General features: G+C 70.2%; 17 protein-coding genes. 8 read left to right on the top strand and 9 right to left on the bottom strand.

The features are described 5' to 3' along the window. Positions 1 to 11 precede the first annotated feature (11 nt). Positions 12 to 1,481, bottom strand: a complete 1,470-nt coding sequence (locus OG289_RS43870) for an aldehyde dehydrogenase family protein (RefSeq protein WP_327319590.1) — start codon at positions 1,479 to 1,481, stop codon at positions 12 to 14. Positions 1,482 to 1,698: 217 nt separating this feature from the next. Between OG289_RS43870 and purU the strand changes: the two genes are divergently transcribed. After that, complete coding sequence (purU, locus tag OG289_RS43865) at positions 1,699 to 2,571, top strand: formyltetrahydrofolate deformylase (RefSeq protein WP_327319589.1); 873 nt, start codon at positions 1,699 to 1,701, stop codon at positions 2,569 to 2,571. Between the two features lie 127 nt (positions 2,572 to 2,698). On the opposite strand, the gene OG289_RS43860 is transcribed toward purU, so the two are convergent. Both OG289_RS43860 and betA read right to left on the bottom strand, forming a co-directional pair. Further along, a complete protein-coding gene (locus OG289_RS43860) occupies positions 2,699 to 3,535 on the bottom strand; it encodes a 5,10-methylenetetrahydrofolate reductase (RefSeq protein WP_327319588.1) in 837 nt (278 codons plus the stop codon). Positions 3,536 to 3,538: 3 nt separating this feature from the next. Then, complete coding sequence (gene betA / locus OG289_RS43855) at positions 3,539 to 5,209, bottom strand: choline dehydrogenase (protein ID WP_327319587.1); 1,671 nt, start codon at positions 5,207 to 5,209, stop codon at positions 3,539 to 3,541. Between the two features lie 202 nt (positions 5,210 to 5,411). Between betA and OG289_RS43850 the strand changes: the two genes are divergently transcribed. After that, a complete protein-coding gene (locus OG289_RS43850; RefSeq protein WP_327320984.1) occupies positions 5,412 to 6,158 on the top strand; it encodes an IclR family transcriptional regulator in 747 nt (248 codons plus the stop codon). A 9-nt stretch (positions 6,159 to 6,167) separates the two neighbouring features. Here OG289_RS43850 and OG289_RS43845 read toward each other — a convergent pair whose 3' ends face one another. The 5 genes from OG289_RS43845 to OG289_RS43825 form a co-directional block, all read right to left on the bottom strand. Then, positions 6,168 to 7,298 carry an aromatic ring-hydroxylating oxygenase subunit alpha gene (locus tag OG289_RS43845; RefSeq protein ID WP_327319586.1) on the bottom strand — a complete coding sequence of 377 codons (1,131 nt, stop codon included), beginning with the start codon at positions 7,296 to 7,298 and terminating at the stop codon, positions 6,168 to 6,170. 130 nt (positions 7,299 to 7,428) lie between these two features. Beyond that, on the bottom strand, positions 7,429 to 8,592 hold the full coding sequence (locus tag OG289_RS43840; RefSeq protein WP_327319585.1) for an NAD(P)/FAD-dependent oxidoreductase: 1,164 nt from the start codon (positions 8,590 to 8,592) through the stop codon (positions 7,429 to 7,431). Next, complete coding sequence (locus OG289_RS43835; RefSeq protein ID WP_327319584.1) at positions 8,589 to 8,951, bottom strand: bifunctional 3-phenylpropionate/cinnamic acid dioxygenase ferredoxin subunit; 363 nt, start codon at positions 8,949 to 8,951, stop codon at positions 8,589 to 8,591. Before OG289_RS43835 ends, OG289_RS43840 begins: the two co-directional genes overlap by 4 nt. 251 nt (positions 8,952 to 9,202) lie before the next feature. Beyond that, positions 9,203 to 9,835: an MBL fold metallo-hydrolase gene (locus OG289_RS43830; RefSeq protein ID WP_327319583.1), complete on the bottom strand. Its 633-nt coding sequence runs from the start codon at positions 9,833 to 9,835 to the stop codon at positions 9,203 to 9,205. Continuing rightward, complete coding sequence (locus tag OG289_RS43825; RefSeq protein WP_327319582.1) at positions 9,835 to 10,923, bottom strand: S-(hydroxymethyl)mycothiol dehydrogenase; 1,089 nt, start codon at positions 10,921 to 10,923, stop codon at positions 9,835 to 9,837. The genes OG289_RS43830 and OG289_RS43825 overlap by 1 nt, the downstream gene beginning before the upstream one ends. Before the next feature lie 708 nt (positions 10,924 to 11,631). Here OG289_RS43825 and OG289_RS43820 point away from each other — a divergent pair. From OG289_RS43820 to OG289_RS43795, 6 genes are all read left to right on the top strand, one after another. After that, entirely contained in the window at positions 11,632 to 12,003 is a 372-nt protein-coding gene (locus OG289_RS43820) for a hypothetical protein (RefSeq protein ID WP_327319581.1), read from the top strand. A gap of 15 nt (positions 12,004 to 12,018) precedes the next feature. Beyond that, positions 12,019 to 12,927: a DUF1918 domain-containing protein gene (locus OG289_RS43815; RefSeq protein ID WP_327319580.1), complete on the top strand. Its 909-nt coding sequence runs from the start codon at positions 12,019 to 12,021 to the stop codon at positions 12,925 to 12,927. 388 nt (positions 12,928 to 13,315) lie between these two features. Further along, positions 13,316 to 14,194 (top strand): potassium channel family protein, encoded by an 879-nt coding sequence (locus OG289_RS43810; protein ID WP_327319579.1) that lies wholly within the window; start codon positions 13,316 to 13,318, stop codon positions 14,192 to 14,194. Positions 14,195 to 14,581: 387 nt separating this feature from the next. Continuing rightward, a complete protein-coding gene (locus OG289_RS43805) occupies positions 14,582 to 15,001 on the top strand; it encodes a CBS domain-containing protein (protein ID WP_327319578.1) in 420 nt (139 codons plus the stop codon). 64 nt (positions 15,002 to 15,065) lie between these two features. Continuing rightward, entirely contained in the window at positions 15,066 to 15,815 is a 750-nt protein-coding gene (locus OG289_RS43800) for a glucose 1-dehydrogenase (protein WP_327319577.1), read from the top strand. 390 nt (positions 15,816 to 16,205) lie between these two features. Beyond that, positions 16,206 to 17,207, top strand: a complete 1,002-nt coding sequence (locus tag OG289_RS43795; RefSeq protein WP_327319576.1) for an Acg family FMN-binding oxidoreductase — start codon at positions 16,206 to 16,208, stop codon at positions 17,205 to 17,207. Positions 17,208 to 17,386: 179 nt separating this feature from the next. Here the strand turns inward: OG289_RS43795 and OG289_RS43790 are convergent, their stop codons facing one another. Beyond that, positions 17,387 to 18,802: an NAD(P)(+) transhydrogenase (Re/Si-specific) subunit beta gene (locus tag OG289_RS43790; protein WP_327319575.1), complete on the bottom strand. Its 1,416-nt coding sequence runs from the start codon at positions 18,800 to 18,802 to the stop codon at positions 17,387 to 17,389. Positions 18,803 to 18,807: the final 5 nt, after the last annotated feature.

Genomic DNA, 18,807 nt, shown 5'->3' with positions numbered 1-18,807 from the left:
CTCTTCGGCGTTCAGCCGCGGAACCAGTGCTGCGGCCGGGGTTGGATGTTCTGCCAGATGTGCTTGGGCTCTCGGTATTCGTCCAGGCCGCTCGGTCCCAGTTCCCGGCCCACGCCCGAGTGCCCGAAGCCACCCCATTCGGCTTGCGGCACATAGGGGTGGTAGTCGTTGATCCACACCGTGCCGTGGCGCAGCCGCCCGGCGACCCGCTGGGCCTTTCCGGCGTCCTGGGTCCACACGGCTCCGGCGAGTCCGTACTCGGTGTCGTTGGCGATGCGTACGGCGTCCTCCTCGTCGGTGAAGCGCTCGACGGTCAGCACGGGTCCGAAGGACTCCTCGTGCACCACGCGCATGTCCTGCGTGCACTCGTCGAGCACGGTCGGCGGGTAGTAGTGGCCGTTCGCGAGGGCGGGGTCGTCGGGCCGCTGCCCGCCGCAGCGCAGGACGGCGCCCTCGGCGATCCCCGCGGCGACGTACGCCTCGACCTTCGTCAGGTGCTGCTCGGAGATCAGCGCTCCGGTCTCGGCCTCGGGGTCGAAGGGGCCGCCCAGGCGGATCTGCCGGGCGCGGCGGACGACCTCGTCGACGAAGCGGTCGTGCAGGGAGTCCTCGACGATCAGCCGGGCGCCGGCCGAGCAGACCTGCCCCGAGTGCAGGAAGACGGCCGTGAGAGCGAAGTCCACGGCCGTCTCGAAGTCGGCGTCGGCGAAGATCACGTTGGGGTTCTTGCCGCCGAGCTCCAGCGCGACCTTCTTCACGGTCGCCGCTGCGGTGGCCATGATCCGCTTGCCCGTTTCCAGCCCGCCGGTGAAGGAGACCATGTCGACGGCCGCGTCCTCGGACAGCGGTGCGCCCACCTCGGGCCCGGCGCCCAGGACGAGGTTGGCGGCGCCGGCCGGGAGCCCGGCCTCCTCGAGTGCCTTCATCAGCAGGATCGAGGTGGAGGGGGTGAGCTCACTGGGCTTGAGGACGATCGTGTTGCCCGCGGCCAGGGCCGGGGCGACTTTCCAACTGGCCTGCAGGAGCGGGTAGTTCCAGGGGGTGATCAGCCCGCACACGCCGATCGGTTCGTAGACGACACGGCTGACGGCGTCGTCGCGGCCGGTGTCGATCACGCGGCCGGCGTCGGTGCCGGCGATCCCTCCGTAGTAGCGGAAGCAGGAGACGACGTCGGCGATGTCGTACTCGCTCTCCACCAGCCGCTTGCCGGTGTCCAGCGACTCGGCGCGGGCGAAATCCTTGGCGTCGCGCTCGAGGATGTCGGCGGTGCGCAGCAGCAGTGCGCCGCGCTCACGCTCGGGGGTGCGAGGCCAGGGACCCTCGTCGAAGGCGCGGCGGGCCGCGGCGATCGCCGCCTCGGTGTCGGGACGCGTCCCTTCCGATACGGTCGCAGAGAGCGTGCCGTCAGCGGGACAGCGGATCTCCCTCAGGCCCCCGGCCACCGGATCCCGCCATTCACCGTTCACATACAGGTCTGCCACGCGCCATGCCCTTCAGCTGAAATGCGTTGCGCATCGTGCATCCAATTGCTTGTGGTGGAACACCCTGGCCAATGTGCAGACATACGTCAAGAGGTTGGCGGATGACGATTTCGCAAGGGCCCAACGGCCCCTTCTCTCTTGACCAAGGGCCCCGCCTGCCTGGACCATGTTGCGCATCGCTCACTGAGTTGTGCAATACGCACCAACGGAGGCAGCCGTGTCCCCTAGACCGCAACCTGGCCGTGAGTACGTCCTCACTCTCTCGTGTCCCGACAGCGCGGGACTGGTCCACGCCGTGAGCGGCTTTCTCGTCAGGAACTCCGGCAACATCCTGGAGAGCCAGCAGTTCGATGATCGACTCCAGGGCCGTTTCTTCATGAGGGTCCACTTCGACGTTTCCGATCCAAACGCGGATCTGCAAACTCTGCGTTACCGGTTCGGTCCCGTCGCCGAGGCCTACCGGATCTCCTGGACCCTGTGGGACGCCTCGACGCCCACCCGGACGCTCATCATGGTGTCCAAGTTCGGGCACTGCCTCAACGATCTGCTCTTCCGCCGGCGCACCGGGGCCCTCAACATCGAGATCCCCGCGATCGTCTCCAACCACAGGGACTTCGAGGGGCTGGCGGAGACCTACGGCATCCCCTTCCACCACGTCCCGGTGACCAGGGACACCAAGGCCGAGGCCGAGGCGCGCCTCCTTGAGCTGGTGCGGGAGCTGGACATCGACCTGGTGGTGCTGGCCCGCTACATGCAGATCCTCTCCGACGACCTGTGCAAGCAGCTCGAGGGCCGCGCCATCAACATCCACCACTCCTTCCTCCCCAGTTTCAAGGGCGCGCGCCCCTACGAGCAGGCCTACGACCGCGGGGTGAAGCTCGTCGGGGCGACGGCGCACTATGTGACACCGGACCTGGACGAGGGGCAGATCATCGAGCAGGACGTGGTCAGGGTGGACCACTCGCTCGACCCCGGTGAGCTGGTCACGGTCGGGCGGGACGTGGAGGCACAGGTACTCGCGCACGCGGTGAAGTGGCACAGCGAGAGCCGCGTCATGGTGTACGGCAACCGCACGGTGGTCTTCCGCTGAGCAGGACGCGTACGTATACGAACGCCGGACGGGCACATCCAGCCCGTCCGGCGTTCGAGGGAGAGGCCCCTCAAGGGCCCAAGGGGGGTCTGGGGGCTCGGCCCCGGCAAGGCCCGACGCACCGCCCTCAGCCGCCGAGCCGCTCCAGCGCGGCGCAGCGCCACGCCTCCGTCTCGGCGATCTGGTTGAAGGTGAACAGGTGCAGGCCCGCCACCCCCGCCGAAGGCGCCGTGACGGCCTCCTCCGCGCGGGTCAGCAGCCTGTCGGGCGAGTAACCCCCAGGCGTCGCGAACCGCAGGAACCACGACGCGTGCTTCGTCAGGAACCGCGTCGACTCCCCCACGCCGATCTTCGTCGCCATCGCCAGCAGCTTCGCCCGCTGCACCGGCCCCGCGACGCCCAGGTGGACGGGCAGGGTGATGTCCCGGCGCCGGATCCGGGCGATCCACTCCCCCAGCACCCGCGGGTCGAAGCAGAGGTTGCTCACGATGTACGTGGCGTGCTCGCGCTTGTCCCACATCGCCTGGATGGTGAGGTCGTCGTGGATGAGCGGATGGCTCTCGGGATAACCGGTGACCCCGACGCGGGCGAAGGGCCTGCCCAGCTCGCTCAGCCTGCGCAGCACCGGCAGCGCACCGTCGTAGGCGCCGGCCGGCGGGTCGGCGTCGCCCGCCGGGACGAAGACGTCGTCCACGCCCGCCTCGCGCAGCCGCTCGACGACCTCCTTCAGGTGCACCTCGTCGCGCAGCAGCCGCGCGGGCACGTGCGGGACGACGCGGTAACCGTGCGCCGCGAGCCGGGTGGTGAGATCGAGGGTCGGTTCCAGGCCCTTGACCGGCGACGCCGTGACCGTGACCACGACGTCGCTCGGAACATGGGCGAGGACCTTGTCCTCGGTCGCCTTCGCGGGCAGCACCTCGTAGCGGACGCTGCTGAGCAGCGTCCGGAGCCCTTCGGCACCCAAGGTCTACCCGGCCTGCTTCTGGGCGTCACGGTGGCGGTAGTACGCGGCCTTGGAGGCAGGCAGCGGCTCCTTGCCGAGGATCAGGTCGGCGGCCTTCTCGGCGATCATCATCACCGGCGCGTAGATGTTGCCGTTGGTGACGTACGGCATCACCGACGCGTCCACCACACGCAGGCCCTCCACGCCGTGCACACGCATGCTGGCCGGGTCGACGACCGACATCTCGTCGGTGCCCATCTTGCAGGTGCAGGACGGGTGCAGGGCGGTCTCCCCTTCCTTCGCGACCCAGTCGAGGATCTCCTCGTCCGTCGCCACCTTCGGGCCGGGCGAGACCTCCCCGTCGTTGTAGGGGGCCATCGCCGGCTGGTTGAGGAGCTTGCGCGCGACGCGGATCGCCTCGACCCACTCGCGGCGGTCCTGCTCGGTGGAGAGGTAGTTGAAGCGCAGCGCCGGGTGCTCGCGCGGGTCCTTGCTCTTGATCTTCACCGAGCCGATGGCGTCGGAGTACATGGGGCCCACGTGCACCTGGTAGCCGTGGCCGCCGGCCGGCGAGGAGCCGTCGTAGCGGACCGCGATGGGCAGGAAGTGGAACATCAGGTTGGGGTAGTCCACGTCCTCGTTGCTGCGGGCGAAACCGCCGGCCTCGAAGTGGTTGGTCGCGGCGGGTCCCTTGCGGAAGAGCCACTGCAGTCCGATGAAGGGGGCACGCCACTTCGCCATGTACGGCTGCATGGAGACCGGCTGCTTGCAGGCGTACTGGACGTAGACCTCCAGGTGGTCCTGCATGTTCTCGCCGACGCCCGGCAGGTCGTGGACGACGTCGATGCCGAGGGCGCTCAGCTCCTGCGCGTTGCCGATCCCGGAGAGCTGGAGCAGCTGCGGGGAGTTGATCGCGCCGCCGCAGAGGATGACCTCCTTGGCGCGGACCTGCTGAAGGGCGCCCTTGCCGCGCCGGTACTCGACGCCGACGGCACGCTTGCCCTCGAAGAGGACGCGGGTGACGAGCGCACGGGTCGTGACGGTGAGGTTGGGCCGCTTCTTCGCGGGCTTGAGGTACGCCTTCGAGGCCGACAGGCGACGTCCGCGGTGGACGTTGCGGTCGAACTTGGCGAAGCCTTCCTGCCGGTAGCCGTTGACGTCGTCGGTGGGTGCGTAGCCCGCTTCCTGGGTGGCCTCGAGGAAGGCTCCGAAGAGCGGGTTGGTCGCGGGACCGCGTTCGAGGACGAGGGGGCCGTCATGGCCGCGGAACTCGTCGTCCGGGTCGGCCGCGAGACAGTTCTCCATCCGCCGGAAGTACGGCAGACAGTGCGCGTAGTCCCAGGTCTGCATCCCGGGGTCGGCCGCCCAGCGCTCGTAGTCCATCGGGTTGCCGCGCTGGAAGATCATGCCGTTGATGCTGCTGGAACCGCCCAACACCTTGCCGCGTGCGTGGTAGACGCGCCGGCCCCCCATGTGGGGCTCGGGCTCGGACTCGTACTTCCAGTCGTAGAACCGGCTGCCGATCGGGTAGGTCAACGCGGCGGGCATGTGGATGAAGACATCCCACGGATAGTCGGAACGACCGGCCTCCAGTACCAGCACCCGGTTCGCCGGATCCGCGGAGAGTCTGTTCGCCAGTGCGCTGCCGGCCGATCCGCCGCCGACGATGACGAAGTCGTATTGCACAGGAGCCATGGTGCCTCGTCTCGCTCGCGCCGTAGATACGCGAGGCATGCTAATACCGGTAGCGTCATACGCACCAGGTTGCGAACAACGCAACTTGCAAGGTCTTTGTTTCGCCTTCGTTGCTTGCAGTGGTGTTGTTTACTGCGCGTATAGTTCTGCTGTGAGCAACCACAGTCAAGACACCGAAACGTCAAACTCGCAGGCCGGCGGCGTGCAGTCGGTCGACCGCGCCATCAGTGTCCTCGAGATCCTGGCCCAACGCGGCGAGGCGGGCGTCAGCGAGGTGGCCGCCGAGATCGATGTTCACAAGTCCACCGCGTTCCGGCTGCTCGGCGCCCTTGACGCGCGTGGCTTGGTGGAGCAGGCGGGCGAGCGGGGCAAGTACCGCCTCGGGTTCGGCATCGTACGCCTGGCCGGTGCGGTCACCGGACGCATCGACATCACCCAGCAGGGGCGCCCGATCTGCGAGCGTCTCGCCGAGGAGATCGGCGAGACGGTCAACATCGCCGTCATGCAGGAGCACTACGCGATCAACCTCTACCAGGTGCGCGGCCCAGGCGCGGTCACCGCGCACAACTGGGTCGGCCAGCTGACCCCGCTGCACGCCACTTCCAGCGGCAAGATCCTGCTGGCCCACCTGCCCGCCAAGGAGCGCGCCGCACTGCTGTCCGAGGCCGGCCTGAAAAAGGTCACCCCGCACACCATCACCGCGAAGACGAAGCTCGAGAAGAACCTCGCCGAGGCCCGCGAGCGCGGCTACGCGTGGACCCTTCAGGAGCTGGAGATCGGCCTGCACGCCATGGCCGCACCGGTTCGCGACCGCGAAGGACAGGTCATCGCGGCGCTCAGTGCCTCCGGACCCGCGTACCGCTTCACCGAGGAGCGCCTGCACGAGCTCTCCCCGGCGCTGCTCAAGGGTGCGCAGGAGATCAGTCACCGGATGGGCTACCTGGGCTGACCGGCCCCACTACTGCGAGCGGCTGCCCAGGCGCTCGTTCACCCAGTCGTGGAAGGCTCCGATGTGGTGCTCACTGGGCACCAGCACGCCGCCCTTGGCGTACATGCGGGAGCTCATGCCGGGCTGCGTGCGCTCGCACGCGTCGAAGTCCTGGCGGTTGACCCGGTCGAAGAGTTCCACGGACCGGCTGACGTCCTTGCCGCTCTCGACGACGTGCGGCAGGTAGAGCCAGTCGCACTCGACGATCGTGCGGTCGGCGGCCACCGGGTACATCCGGTGGAAGATCACATGGTCGGGGACGAGGTTGACGAACACCTGCGGCCGCACGGTGATCGCGTAGTAGCGGCGGTCCTGGTCCTGTGCCACTCCGGGGATGCGATCCAGTCCCTCGGAGCCGTCGACGGTGAAGCCCTGGATCTCCTCGCCGAACTCGGCACCGTGGCCGACGTAGTACTGGGCGGCGTATCCGTCGGCGAACTCGGGGAGCACCTCGGTGAGTTCGGGATGGATCGTGGCGCAGTGGTAGCACTCCATGAAGTTCTCGATGATGAGCTTCCAGTTCGCCTTGACGTCGTAGACGATCCGCCGGCCGACCGACAGGTTGGCGATGTCGTAGCGCTCGATCGACTCGACGTCGCCGAGGCGGGCGACGACCTCGCCGATGACGTCCTCCTCGAAGGAGGGCGGGTTCTCCGCCAGGCAGACCCAGACGTAGCCGAGCCATTCGCGCACGGCCACGCTCACCAGGCCGTACTCGGTGCGGCCGACGTCGGGCATCTTGGTGAGGTTGGGCGCGGCGACGAGCTTGCCGTTCAGGTCGTACGTCCAGGCGTGGTACGGGCATTGGAAGGCCCGCTTGACCTCGCCGCTCTCCTCGGTGCAGAGCTTGGCTCCGCGATGCCGGCACACATTGAAGTAGGCGCGGATGGCGTTGTCCCGTGCGCGGGTGACGAGGATGCTCTCGCGGCCCACGTCGACGGTGCGGAAGGCGCCTGGCTTCGCCAGTTCCGAGGCGCGCGCGACGCAGAACCACATCGCCTCGAATATGCGCTCCTGCTCCTGGGCGAAGATCGCCGGATCCGTGTAGGAGGAGCCGGGAAGGGTGGCGATCAGGCTGTCCGGCAGACTGGTCGAGGTCACGGTGCACTCCTCGGGAAACGTCGTGGAGGGGTCATTCACGCGCCGGGAAGAGCAACTCCGGACGGCGTTGTGTATGGAGCAACGCTGCGCGCCATATGCAACCGCAGCATGGGATGCCCCAGGGGCGATGTCAAGACGTCGCGGCGGCGAGCTGCTTGCGCCAGCGCGTGAACAGCCGCGGCTGGTTCATGCCGAGCACGGCGACCGGTTCCCCCGAGCGCCGGTAGACGGCCAGGACGTTGCGGTCGTCCACGGCGCCTTCCTCTACGGTCACACTGTCGGCGCCGGCCGCATGACCGGCGAACTGGATCCTGACGCCGTACTGGTCGGACCAGAAGTACGGCGGCCGGGGCACACCGGGTTCCACCGCACCCCCCGCCAGCAGCGTGGCGACGGCGGCGTCCGGGCGCTCCCGCGCACCGGTCCAGTGTTCGACGCGACGATGGGCGCCCACGCGGGGGTCGTACCAGTTGGCGCAGTCGCCGACCGCGATCACCCCCGCCAGGCTGGTGCGGCCGTCGGCACCGCACTTGACGCCGTTGTCGAGCTCGACGCCGGATCCCTCCAGCCACTCGACGCAGGGGCGGGCACCCACGCCGACGACGACGATGTCGGCCGGGATGCTGCGGCCGTCCTCGAGCAGGACGGCGTCCACACTCCGCTCCCCGCTCAGCCCCTTGACACCCACGCCGCACAACAGCCGTACGCCGTGGTCCGCATGGAGCGCGGAGACGATGCCGCCCATGGTCGCGCCCAGCGGTCCGGCGAGCGGAGTCGGGGCGACCTCGACGACCGCCACGTCGAGACCGAGGGCGTAAGCGGTGGAGGCGACCTCGGCGCCGATGAATCCGCCGCCGATCACCACCAGCCGTCCGCCCCGGGCCAGTTCGTCGCGCAGGGCGCGGGCGTCGTCCAGGGTGCGCAGGGTGTGCACTCCGGCCAGGCCCTCGGTGCCGGGGAGCCCGCGCGCGGCGGCGCCGGTCGCGATGACGAGGCCGTCGACGCGGACCTCCCGCCCGTCGGCGAGCCGCACGGCGCGCCGGGCGCGGTCGAGTCCGGTGGCTCGGGTGCCGAGCAGCCACTCCGCCCGCAGGTCCTCGTCGTCCGTCTCCAGCGCGAGATCCGCCTCGCCGAGGGTGCCGGCCAGGAACTCCTTGGACAGCGGAGGCCTGTCGTACGGGCGGTGCGTCTCGTCGCCGATGACGACCAGCCGCCCGTCGTAGCCCTGCTTCCGCAGCGAGCGTGCCGCGGACAGTCCCGCCAGCGAGGCACCCACCACGGCCACGGTCCTCACGCGGAACCCCCAGCGAGCCGGGACGCGACACAGGGCGGGAGGTTGGGGGCGTCCGTCGACACCCGGACGTGGATCATGCCGTCCTCGACGACGACCTCGTGCGTCCGGACCGCGAGCTTGGCCGGCGGAGCGTCCACGGCGCCGGTCCTCAGGTCGAACTTCGAGGCATGCAGTGGGCATTCCACCTCGCAGCCCTCCAGCCAGCCGTCGGCGAGCGAGGCGTCCTGATGGGTGCAGGTGTCGTCGATGGCGAAGATCTCGCCGTCGTCGGTATGGAACACCGAGACCGGCGGATCGATGTCGAGCCGGAAGGCCTCACCTCGCGGGAGATCCGCGAGACGGCACGCGGGAATCTTCATGACACCTCGGTGCGTATAACGAAACGGATTGCGGTAAGCGCAACGCCAGTGTGAAGTCGGCCCCGAACCCTTGTCAAGGAGTTCACAGGCCGGACAACTTGGCGCGTCAGGTTGCCCTTGGCGCAACATATTGCGTAAAAGAAAACAGGACGAGCAGGCGCCTCACCCCTTTCGGGCACATGAAGGCGGCCCGCCTCCTCGCCCCGCGACGGACGAAGAAACGGGCGCGTCGCCCTCTTCCCACCAAGCGGTCAGAAACCCCGGTCGATCCACTCCTGAAGATGCGGAGCCTCGGCGGCGAGGGTGGTCGTCTCCCCGTGCCCGGTGTACACGACGGTGTCTCCGGGAAGCGTGAGCAGCCGGTCCCGGATCGAGTCGACGATGGTGGGGAAGTCGCTGTACGACCTTCCCGTCGCCCCCGGCCCGCCCGCGAAGAGCGTGTCGCCGCTGAAGAGCGCGGTCAGCGCAGGCGCGTACAGACAGATCGCGCCCGGGGCATGACCGGGGGTGTGCAGCACCGTCAGATCGACCCCGGCCACGGCCAGCACCTGCACGTCGGCCAGATCGCCGTCGGGCATCCGGTCGGGGTGGGTCTGCTTCCACAGCGGCAGGTCGTCCCGGTGGAGCAGGATCGGGGCGCCGGTGCGTGCCGCCAGTTCGGGCGCGGCGTCGATGTGGTCGTTGTGGGCGTGGGTGCACACGATGGCGCGCAGCGTGCGCCCGCCCAGGGCTTCGGCGATCGCGTCGGCGTCATGTGCGGCGTCGATGACGATCGCGTCGGCGTCGTCCCCGACGATCCACACGTTGTTGTCGACGTCCCAGGTACCACCGTCCAGCGAGAACGTCCCCGAGGTGACGAGACGTTCGATGCCGGCGCCGGCCATCAGAGGACCACCACCGAGCGCAGGACGTCGCCCTGGTGCATCCGCTCGAAGGCCTTCTCCACCTCGTCCAGGGCGATGGTCTCCGTGACGAACGCGTCCAGGTCCAGACGCCCTTGCAGAGAGAGGTCGATGAGCATCGGGAAGTCCCTGCTCGGCAGGCAGTCCCCGTACCAGGAGGACTTCAGCGCGCCGCCGCGGCCGAAGACGTCCAGCAGCGGCAGCTCGAGCTTCATCTCCGGGGTGGGCACCCCGACCAGGACGACGGTGCCGGCGAGGTCGCGGGCGTAGAAGGCCTGCTGGTACGTCTCCGGCCGGCCGACCGCCTCGATGACGACGTCGGCACCGAAGCCGCCGGTCAGCTCACGGATCGCCTCGACCGCGTCGGTTTCCTTGGAGTTGACGGCGTGGGTCGCGCCCAGCTTCCTGGCCGTGGCCAGCTTGTGGTCGTCGATGTCCACCGCGATGATCTTCGCCGCCCCGGCCAGCTTCGACCCGACGACCGCCGCGGCCCCGACGCCACCGCAGCCGATGACGGCCACGCTGTCGCCGCGTCCGACGTTGCCGGTATTGACGGCCGCACCGATGCCCGCCATCACCCCGCACCCCAGCAGTCCGGCGGCGGCGGCCGACGCGGCCCGGTCGACCTTCGTGCACTGCCCGGCCGCCACCAGTGTCTTCTCCGCGAACGCGCCGATACCCAGCGCCGGGGACAGCTCCTGGCCCGTCGAGGCGAGGGTCATCCTCTGCTTGGCGTTGTGGGTGTCGAAGCAGTACCAGGGCCGCCCCCGCAGACAGGCGCGGCACTGCCCGCACACCGCCCGCCAGTTGAGAATGACGAAGTCGCCGGGCGCGACATCGGTGACGCCCTCCCCCACCGACTCCACGACACCCGCCGCCTCGTGGCCGAGCAGGAAGGGGAAGTCGTCGTTGATGCCGCCCTCGCGATAGTGCAGATCGGTGTGACAGACCCCGCAGGCCTCGATCTTCACCAGCGCCTCGCCCGGGCCGGGATCCGGCACGATGATCGTCTCCAGGCTGACGGGGGCACCCTTGCCCCGCGCGACGACAGCACGGACCTGGTGCGTCATGGCCACTCCTCGGCTGGTACGAGCACTGAGTCTGATGTTGCTCATTACGACACGCATCTCACGTGCCGCAACAAAGCATCGTTGAGCGCCCACCGGAGGTCAAGGATTCGGCACGCACCACACCGCGCAGAGCGCCAGGGAGAGAGGTCCCGCGGTCCGGCTGCCGAGCGAGGTGCCGCACGAGGACGCCACCTCCGCCCTCGTCGCCGAGGGACACAACGCCTTCGCGCTGGTACTCGGTGCCGCGGAGCACCGGGGCGGCCGGTTCGGAGCATCGTCGTGGGGGTCGAGGAAGGGGAGGACGGCGGCACGGCGTCGCAGTTCGCGTTCCGGGAGGCTCACGTGCGGAGCTGCCCGCTGACGGCGGTGCACGCCTCGAACCCGTCGTCCAGGGCGCTCACCCCACGGTCGGCTCCCTCGTGATACGCCCTGGAGGCCCGTCGACGCCCACCGTCCCAGCCCCGGATACGACCGACGGGACTGCGGCCCGCGGAGACGGAACCGGCCGGCGACGGTGGGCCTGGGCCGAAACCGGCCCGGCAGGGACTTTCCGCCCTGTACCCCGAACCGCCGCCGTTCGACGGTGGGAGCAGGTGGTGGTGGACGACCGGCTGGTTGCTGGAGTCCGAGTCATGACCGCACAAGGTTCGCCGTACGCACTGGGCGAAGCGCCCGGCGCAGGTCCGCCGGACCGACACCGACGGTGTCGTGCGGACGGGAGCGGCCCTGGTGAAGCCGGGAACTCCCAAGGGCGCCACCGTGCGGGTGCGGGCGGACCGGGACGAAACCGTCACCACCGCGCCGGTGAGCACGCTCAACGCGACGAGCACCGGCCGGCTGGTGGGCGGTATGGCGGCGCTCGGCCTGGCCGCCGGGACCCGCGCGGCCCGGGCGGGCATGCGCCGGGTCCTGGGCCGGAGAAGGCACGCGCGGTGGGGCGCCGAGTGCGCATCGAGATCACCGGCTGACCCGCCGACCCGGTCGACGGCGTGCGGGACCGGGGGCGGCCGGCCTCCTGGGCTCATCGGTCCCGTGCGGCCGCCCGTCGCGCGTGGCACGTTGGATACAGCACCACTCTGAGGAGAGGGCGGCGTCATGAGAGCGCACCTCGGCGACCAACTCGTCATCGAACGCACGACGACCGGCGCCGCCAGGCGCGACGGCGAGATCGTCGGACTCCATCACGAGGACGGAACTCCGCCCTACGACGTGCGCTGGTCGGACACGGACGAAGTGACGCTCGTGTTCCCCGGACCCGACGCACACATCCACCATCTCGAACACGAACAGCCCCCGACCGCCCACGCCCCTCAAGGCCCCGACACGGCCGAGGCAGAGGCCATGCCACCGGGGACACTGCGCCCCGGCGACATCGGCCGACGCGTGGCCGTCGAACGCCGCAGACAGGGACTCAGCCGCGAGGAGACGGCCCGCCGCGCACGCATGTCCCCCAGCTACCTGGCATACCTGGAGGAACGCCCTGCCGAACCGAGCATGGCGAGCCTCATCAGACTCGCCGACGCACTGGCCACCACCGTCACCACGCTGCGCGGAGGAGGAACCGAGGTCCCACCCGGCCAGGGACAGTCGCTGCTGCATCCCCGACTACGGGACATCGGCCCGCAGGAATGCCGCACCCTGCTCTCCACCCACGGCGTGGGGCGCATCGCGGTGTGGGCGTCCGACGGCCGCCCCGCGGTCGTGCCGGTCAACTACGACGTCATCGACGACGTCATCGTCTTCCGGACCGCGCCGGACTCCACGCCCGCGGCCGCTGTCGGAACCGAGGTCGCCTTCGAGGTCGACCACATGGACGAGGCCCTCAGCCAGGGCTGGAGCGTCCTCGCCGTCGGCCCCGCGAACGTCGTGACGCAGCCCGACACCGTCCGCAGGCTCACCGAACACGCCCACACCACGCCATGGGCAGGCGGTGAACGCGACATGTGGGTCTCGATCCGGCCCGAACACCTCACCGGCCGCCGCATCACCGCGGCCGAAGGGTGAGGACACGCTCCGCCGAAGAGCGGTACCGTCCCCACGCCCCTCGAAGGGCTTGCGACGACCCGGACGACACCGTCCCACAAGTGGGTGACCGCCCTCGTACACGACGCGGTGACCACGCCGTCGATGCGCAGGGCCCAGCCCTGCGGCTGGACCTGGTGCCTCTTGCGGCGCTCTCCGAGTACGGGTTCTCGCTGCGTCGTCGCGGCCGCTGGGGGTGCGCTCACGGCGCCTGTGCGGGCGGCTCCAGGTCGGCGTGCCCGACTCGGAGGAGTCGGCGATCCGCGTCGTACCGGCCGGCCGGGCCGTGCCCATCGTGCCCCCGACCCTCACCTGCCCTAGGCTCCAGAAGCGGTTTTCGGTCCGCTCGACAGGCCGTGGGGAGACACGGATGAAGTGGTTGGTCTCGCTGGTCGGCGCCGGGCTCGTCATGGTCACCCTGCGGGATCTGTTCCACACGCTCTGGCACCCCACACGCCACGGTGGCCTCAGCCGCCTCGTCATGACGGCACTGTGGCGCCTCGCCCGGCGTTTGCGCGCGCCCGGCCGCGTGGTCGGGCTCGTCGGGCCGCTCGCCATGGTCACGGTCGTGAGCATGTGGGCCGTCACCGTCGTACTGGGCTGGGCGATCGTCTACTGGCCCCACATGCCCGGGGCGTTCACCTTCTCCCCCGGTTCCCAGGCGGCACAGGAGCCGGCACTGCTCGACTCCGTGTACCTGTCGCTCGTCACGGTGGCCACCCTGGGGCTGGGCGACATCGCACCCGACGAGGGCTGGCTTCGTCTGGTCTCACCGCTCGAAGCCCTCATCGGTTTCGCTCTCCTGACCGCCACCGTCTCCTGGGTGCTGGAGATCTATCCGGCGCTGACCCGCAGGAGGGTCCTGGCCGTCCGGCTGGCTCTGCTGCGTGACGCGGAGCCGACGACGCGGCAGATCGACTGCACCGCGGGGGCGCTGCTGCTGGACAGCCTGGCCACCGACGTCGCACGCGTCCGCATCGACTTCACCCAGTACGCCGAGGCGTACTACTTCCATGACGGAGAGGACCACTCGTCGCTGGCGGCCATGGTCGGTTACGCGGTCGTGCTCGCCCAGCGCGGGCAGGTGGCGGGACGGCCGGAGGTGCGACTGGCGGGTGCCATGCTCGCCGGTGCGTTGAAAGACCTTGCTGCCATCCTCGACCAGCGTTTCCTCCACACGGGCGGCCCGCCGACGGCCGTGTTCGCCGCCTACGCCGCCGACCACGGCCGTGACGACGCTCAGCCCTGAGCGACCAAGGGAGGCAATTCCGAGAAGCGGAGTTCCGTCCTGCGGGGCGACCCCACGGGCCGCGGCCGAGCGTCCGGTCATCGACACCCGGGACGAGCGGGTTCGTGGCGATGACGGGGACGGCGTCGACGACGGCCCCGCGCTGCGTCCGACCGGCATCGGCGTCGCCATGGGGTGGCGCGGCACCGAGGTGCGCCAGGCGGCCGATCCGGTGCCGGCCGACGACAACCCGGCCACGAGCGGCCACGCGGTGACGCGGCCGCCTGTGCTTCGCCATGCGCGAGGGCGGCGGGAAGCCGACACTGGTCATGAGGACGAGACCAGCCGGGGCGGGTCGCACTCCACGAGCTCTTCCCGCGCCGGCAACGACGCCGGAAGGACACGACCATGACGACAGCCCGGGAGATCATGCACGCCGGTGCCACGTGTGTGCAGGAGAGCGAAACCCTTCAGGACGCGGCGCGCCGGATGAAGGAACTGGACGTCGGAGCCCTGCCCATCTGCGGGCCGGACGACCGACTCCACGGGATCATCACGGACCGCGACATCGTCGTGAAGTGTCTCGCCAGGGGCAAGGACCCCAGGACCATGACCGCCGGCCAGCTGGAGCAGGGCAAGCCGGTCACGATCGATGCCCAGGCCGATGCCGTCCAGGTCCTGCACACCATGGAGGAGCACAGGATCCGCCGGCTGCCGGTGACCGACAACCATCGCCTCGTCGGCATGATCAGCGAGGCGGACCTCGCACGTCACCTTCCCGAGGACCAGGTCGGCCACTTCGTCGAGGTCGTCTGCGCGACGGTCTGACCGCCCCGTCGTCGTCTCTCCGGCGCGTCTTCGTCGAGACACTGCTTGACCACAGGAGGTCGTGATGGGACGTCTCAACGAGCGGGTGGCGATCGTCACGGGTGGAGCCAGAGGGATAGGCGCCGCCGTGGCACGGCTGTTCGCCGCGGAAGGCGCAGCCGTGACGGTCGCCGACGTCCTCGACACCGAGGGAGCGGAACTGGCGGCCGAGCTCGGCGGCCCGGCCCGGTACGCGCACCTGGACGTCAGCACCGAGGACGACTGGCAGAAGGTGGTGGCGGAGACAGAGGGGGAACAGGGCCCGGTCTCGGTGCTGGTCAACAACGCCGGCATCCTCGAGTGGGGGACCATCGAGGAACAGACCCTCGCGTCCTTCCGCCGGGTCATCGACGTCAACCTCCAGGGCGCCTGGCTGGGTATGCGTACGGCGGCTCCTTCGCTTCGTCGGGCCGGTGGAGGCGCGATCGTGAACATCTCCTCGATCGCCGGCATCACCGGCTACGCGGGCATCGGAGGCTACGTGGCCAGCAAGTGGGGGCTGCGCGGCCTGACCAAGGCCGCAGCACTGGAACTGGCCCCGGACGGGATCCGTGTCTGCTCGATCCACCCCGGCGCGGTGCGCACCGCGATGACGGCCGACTTCGACGACTCCTTCACGGCCGCACAGCCCCTCCCCCGGTTCGGTGAGCCCGAGGAGGTCGCCCGCATGGCGCTCTTCATCGCCACCGAAGCCACCTTCTCCACCGGCGTGGAGTTCGTACTGGACGGCGGCGTCACCGCCGGCCCGCCGACCACCCTGACGGCCGGGCACTGATCGGGCCGCAGCTCACCGGCGAGCCGGCCGATCCGGGCGGACCGCAGGCGCACGGCTCCTGAGTCGTCGTTCCGCCGAGGTGACCCGGGGCGCTCCAGGCGTGCACCTGGTTGGAGGGTGCGAGCGTCGGCGGGCCGGGCACCACATGCGCGACAGGTGGCGGGAGCCGCAGGAAGCGGTCGTGGCGGTACCGCCACGACCCCGGCGGGTGGGGCTGGTTCGCCATGGCAGTCGGCTTGATCCTCTTGCGTCCCGCGCCGATCGTCTTCCGCGTACCGCTGTTCCTGTGCGGCCGTGGCCGCACGCGCCCGGAAGGGCCGTGGAATAGTGGAGGAGACGGGAATCGTCTTTCCGTCAACGGCCGGTCGGCCCCGGAGGGAGGCAGGTCCGGTGTCCGTACGTGAACTCGACACGACGACCGTGACAGCCCTGGTCGAAGACGCCACGGCCGCTCCGTCCATGCACAACGCGCAGCCGTGGAAATTCCGCTTTCTGCGCGGTGACAGCACCGTCCAGGTGTACTCCGACCTCGAGCGCGCCATGCCCCAGACGGACCCCACGACCCGCGCTCTTCACCTGGGGTGCGCCGCCGCGCTGTTCAACCTCCGCGTCGCCGCCGCCCACGCGGGCTGGGCATCGGCCACCGGGCTGCTGCCCGACCCGGCGAATCCGCGCCTGCTCGCGGTGGTACGGCTGACCCGCCCGGCGCTTCCCGGGGACGGCCTGGAGGACGACCTCGTCCCGCTGTATCCGGCGATCCACCGCCGCCGCACCAGCCGACTTCCGTTCACCGACGAGGAGATCCCCGCGGCCATCAAGGACGCCCTGAGCGCCGCCGCCCTCCTGGAGGGGGCACGACTGGCCTTCCCCGACGCCTGGCATGTACACACACTGCTGGACCTGGTCCACGACGCCGAGGGGCGCGACGCCCTGGACGCCGCCGCCACCGCGGAACTGCGGCACTGGACCCGGGTGGGCACAGAGGCGGCGGAAACCGCGAGCGACGGGGTACCGGAATACGCCTTCGGCCCCCGCAAGCTCTTTGGCAGGGCGCCGGTGCGTGACTTCGCCGCCCGGCTGCGCCTTCCCGGCCGCGAGGCCGCCGCGTTCGAGAACGCGCCCCAGCTCGCCGTGCTCGGCACCACCCACGACCGGCCGGGTGACTGGCTGCTGGCGGGCCAGGCCATGGAACGTGTCCTGCTCCAGGCCACCCTCGACGGACTCGCCACCTCACTCACCTCCCAGCCCCTGGAATGGCCCGAACTCCGCTGGACCGTGCGCGACCCTCAGTCGGCGATGGGATTCATCCATATGGTCCTCCGGCTCGGATACGGTCCTGCGGGCCCCGGCACCCCGCGCCGCCCCGTGCAGGAGGTGCTCGACATCGAGTGAGCGGCGGCCTCACCCGCCCTGCCGCTTCGGGGCTCGCCGCCGGTGCCGCAGGATCGACAGGCTCCCGGCGGTGCACCTGTTCTCCACGGTGACGGAACGACGCCTGCCGGACGCTGACGGCCGACGGCCACGGGTGATCCCCCGCCTTCTCCGGCGGGGGATCACCCGTGCCGCGGACTTCAGCCGACGAACTCGGCGACGGCGGCCTTCAGTTCGCTCAGTCCCTTCTTCGCGTCGGTGAAGAACATCCCGGTCTTCGGGTCGGTGTACAGCTCGTTGTCGATGCCCGCGTAGCCGTGGCCCATCGACCGCTTGATGACCACGACGCTCTTCGCCTTGTCGACGTCGAGGATCGGCATGCCGGAGATCGCGTTGCCGGGGCGGCGGGCGATGGGGTTGGTCACGTCGTTGGCGCCGACGACGAGCGCGACGTCGGCCTGCGGGAACTGCGGGTTGGCCTCGTCCATCTCCTTCAGCTGGGTGTAGGGCACGTTCGCCTCGGCCAGGAGGACGTTCATGTGGCCCGGCATGCGGCCCGCGACCGGGTGCACGGCGTAGCTGACGTCGATGCCGTGGGCGGTGAGCAGCTTGGCCAGGTCGCCGAGTTCGTGCTGGGCCTGGGCTGCGGCGAGGCCGTAGCCGGGGACGAAGACGACCTTGCTCGCGTACGCCAGCTGGATCGCCACGTCGTCCGCGGAGACCGGCCGCACCTGGGCGGCCCCGCCCGCACCGGTCGCCGCCGGAGCGCCGTCGCCGGTGCCGAAGCCGCCGATGACGACGTTGGCGATGGAGCGGTTCATGGCGTCGGCCATCAGCTTGGTGAGGATGCCGCCCGAGGCGCTGACGAGCATGCCCGCGATGATCAGCGCGGTCTCGTCGAGGACGAAGCCGGCCATCGCGACCGCGGATCCCGTGAAGGCGTTCAGCAGGGCGATGACGACCGGCATGTCGGCGCCGCCGATGGGCAGCACCATGGTCACGCCGAACAGCAGGGCCACGGCGGTCAGCCCGTACAGCGCCGTACGGGAGTCCGGCGCCAGCACCAGCCAGACCGTGCCGGCGACGAAGGAGGCCGGCAGCAGCACGTTCAGCAGCCGTGCCCCGGGGAAGACGACGGGCGCCCCGGACACGATCCCTTGGAGTTTGCCGGCCGCGATCAGCGACCCGGAGAAGGTGACCGCGCCGATGACGATGTCCAGCGCGCCCGGCACGGAGACCCTGGCGCCGAGTGCGGCCGCGTCGTCGGCCTGGAGCAGGTCGTTCACGGCGATGAGGGCGGCCGCGCCGCCGCCGACGGCGTTGAAGAGGCTGACCAGTTGGGGCATGGCGGTCATCCGCACCTCGCGCGCGGCCCACAGGCCGAGTGCCGCGCCGACGAGACCGCCGGTGCCGAGCACGAGCCAGCCGGTGCCGCTGATGGTGCCCTCGTCGGCCACCAGCCACACGGTGGCCCCGATCGCGACGGCCATCGCGAACGCGGAGAGGGTGTTGCCGCGGCGGGCGGTGCGCGGGTGGTTCATCAGGTGCAGGCCGATCACGAAGCAGGCGGCCGCGCCCAGGAAGACGTAGTGGACGGCGTTGGAGACGGTGTCCATGGCGG

Origin of the sequence: Streptomyces sp. NBC_01235, assembly GCF_035989285.1 — a bacterium.
In the GTDB taxonomy this organism is placed as follows: Bacteria; Actinomycetota; Actinomycetes; order Streptomycetales; family Streptomycetaceae; genus Streptomyces.
Note: the sequence above shows the minus strand (reverse complement) of the source record. Positions and strands in the feature narration are given on the sequence as shown.

Excerpts from the sequence above, each read along its gene's own strand:
- OG289_RS43830 (WP_327319583.1), bottom strand. The coding sequence starts at position 9,835 with ATGGCCGGCGCCGGCATCGAACGTCTCGTCACCTCGGGGACGTTCTCG.
- betA (WP_327319587.1), bottom strand. The coding sequence starts at position 5,209 with ATGGCTCCTGTGCAATACGACTTCGTCATCGTCGGCGGCGGATCGGCC.
- OG289_RS43810 (WP_327319579.1), top strand. The coding sequence starts at position 13,316 with ATGAAGTGGTTGGTCTCGCTGGTCGGCGCCGGGCTCGTCATGGTCACC.
- OG289_RS43825 (WP_327319582.1), bottom strand. The coding sequence starts at position 10,923 with ATGACGCACCAGGTCCGTGCTGTCGTCGCGCGGGGCAAGGGTGCCCCC.
- OG289_RS43815 (WP_327319580.1), top strand. The coding sequence starts at position 12,019 with ATGAGAGCGCACCTCGGCGACCAACTCGTCATCGAACGCACGACGACC.
- OG289_RS43800 (WP_327319577.1), top strand. The coding sequence starts at position 15,066 with ATGGGACGTCTCAACGAGCGGGTGGCGATCGTCACGGGTGGAGCCAGA.
- OG289_RS43805 (WP_327319578.1), top strand. The coding sequence starts at position 14,582 with ATGACGACAGCCCGGGAGATCATGCACGCCGGTGCCACGTGTGTGCAG.
- OG289_RS43835 (WP_327319584.1), bottom strand. The coding sequence starts at position 8,951 with ATGAAGATTCCCGCGTGCCGTCTCGCGGATCTCCCGCGAGGTGAGGCC.
- OG289_RS43790 (WP_327319575.1), bottom strand. The coding sequence starts at position 18,802 with ATGGACACCGTCTCCAACGCCGTCCACTACGTCTTCCTGGGCGCGGCC.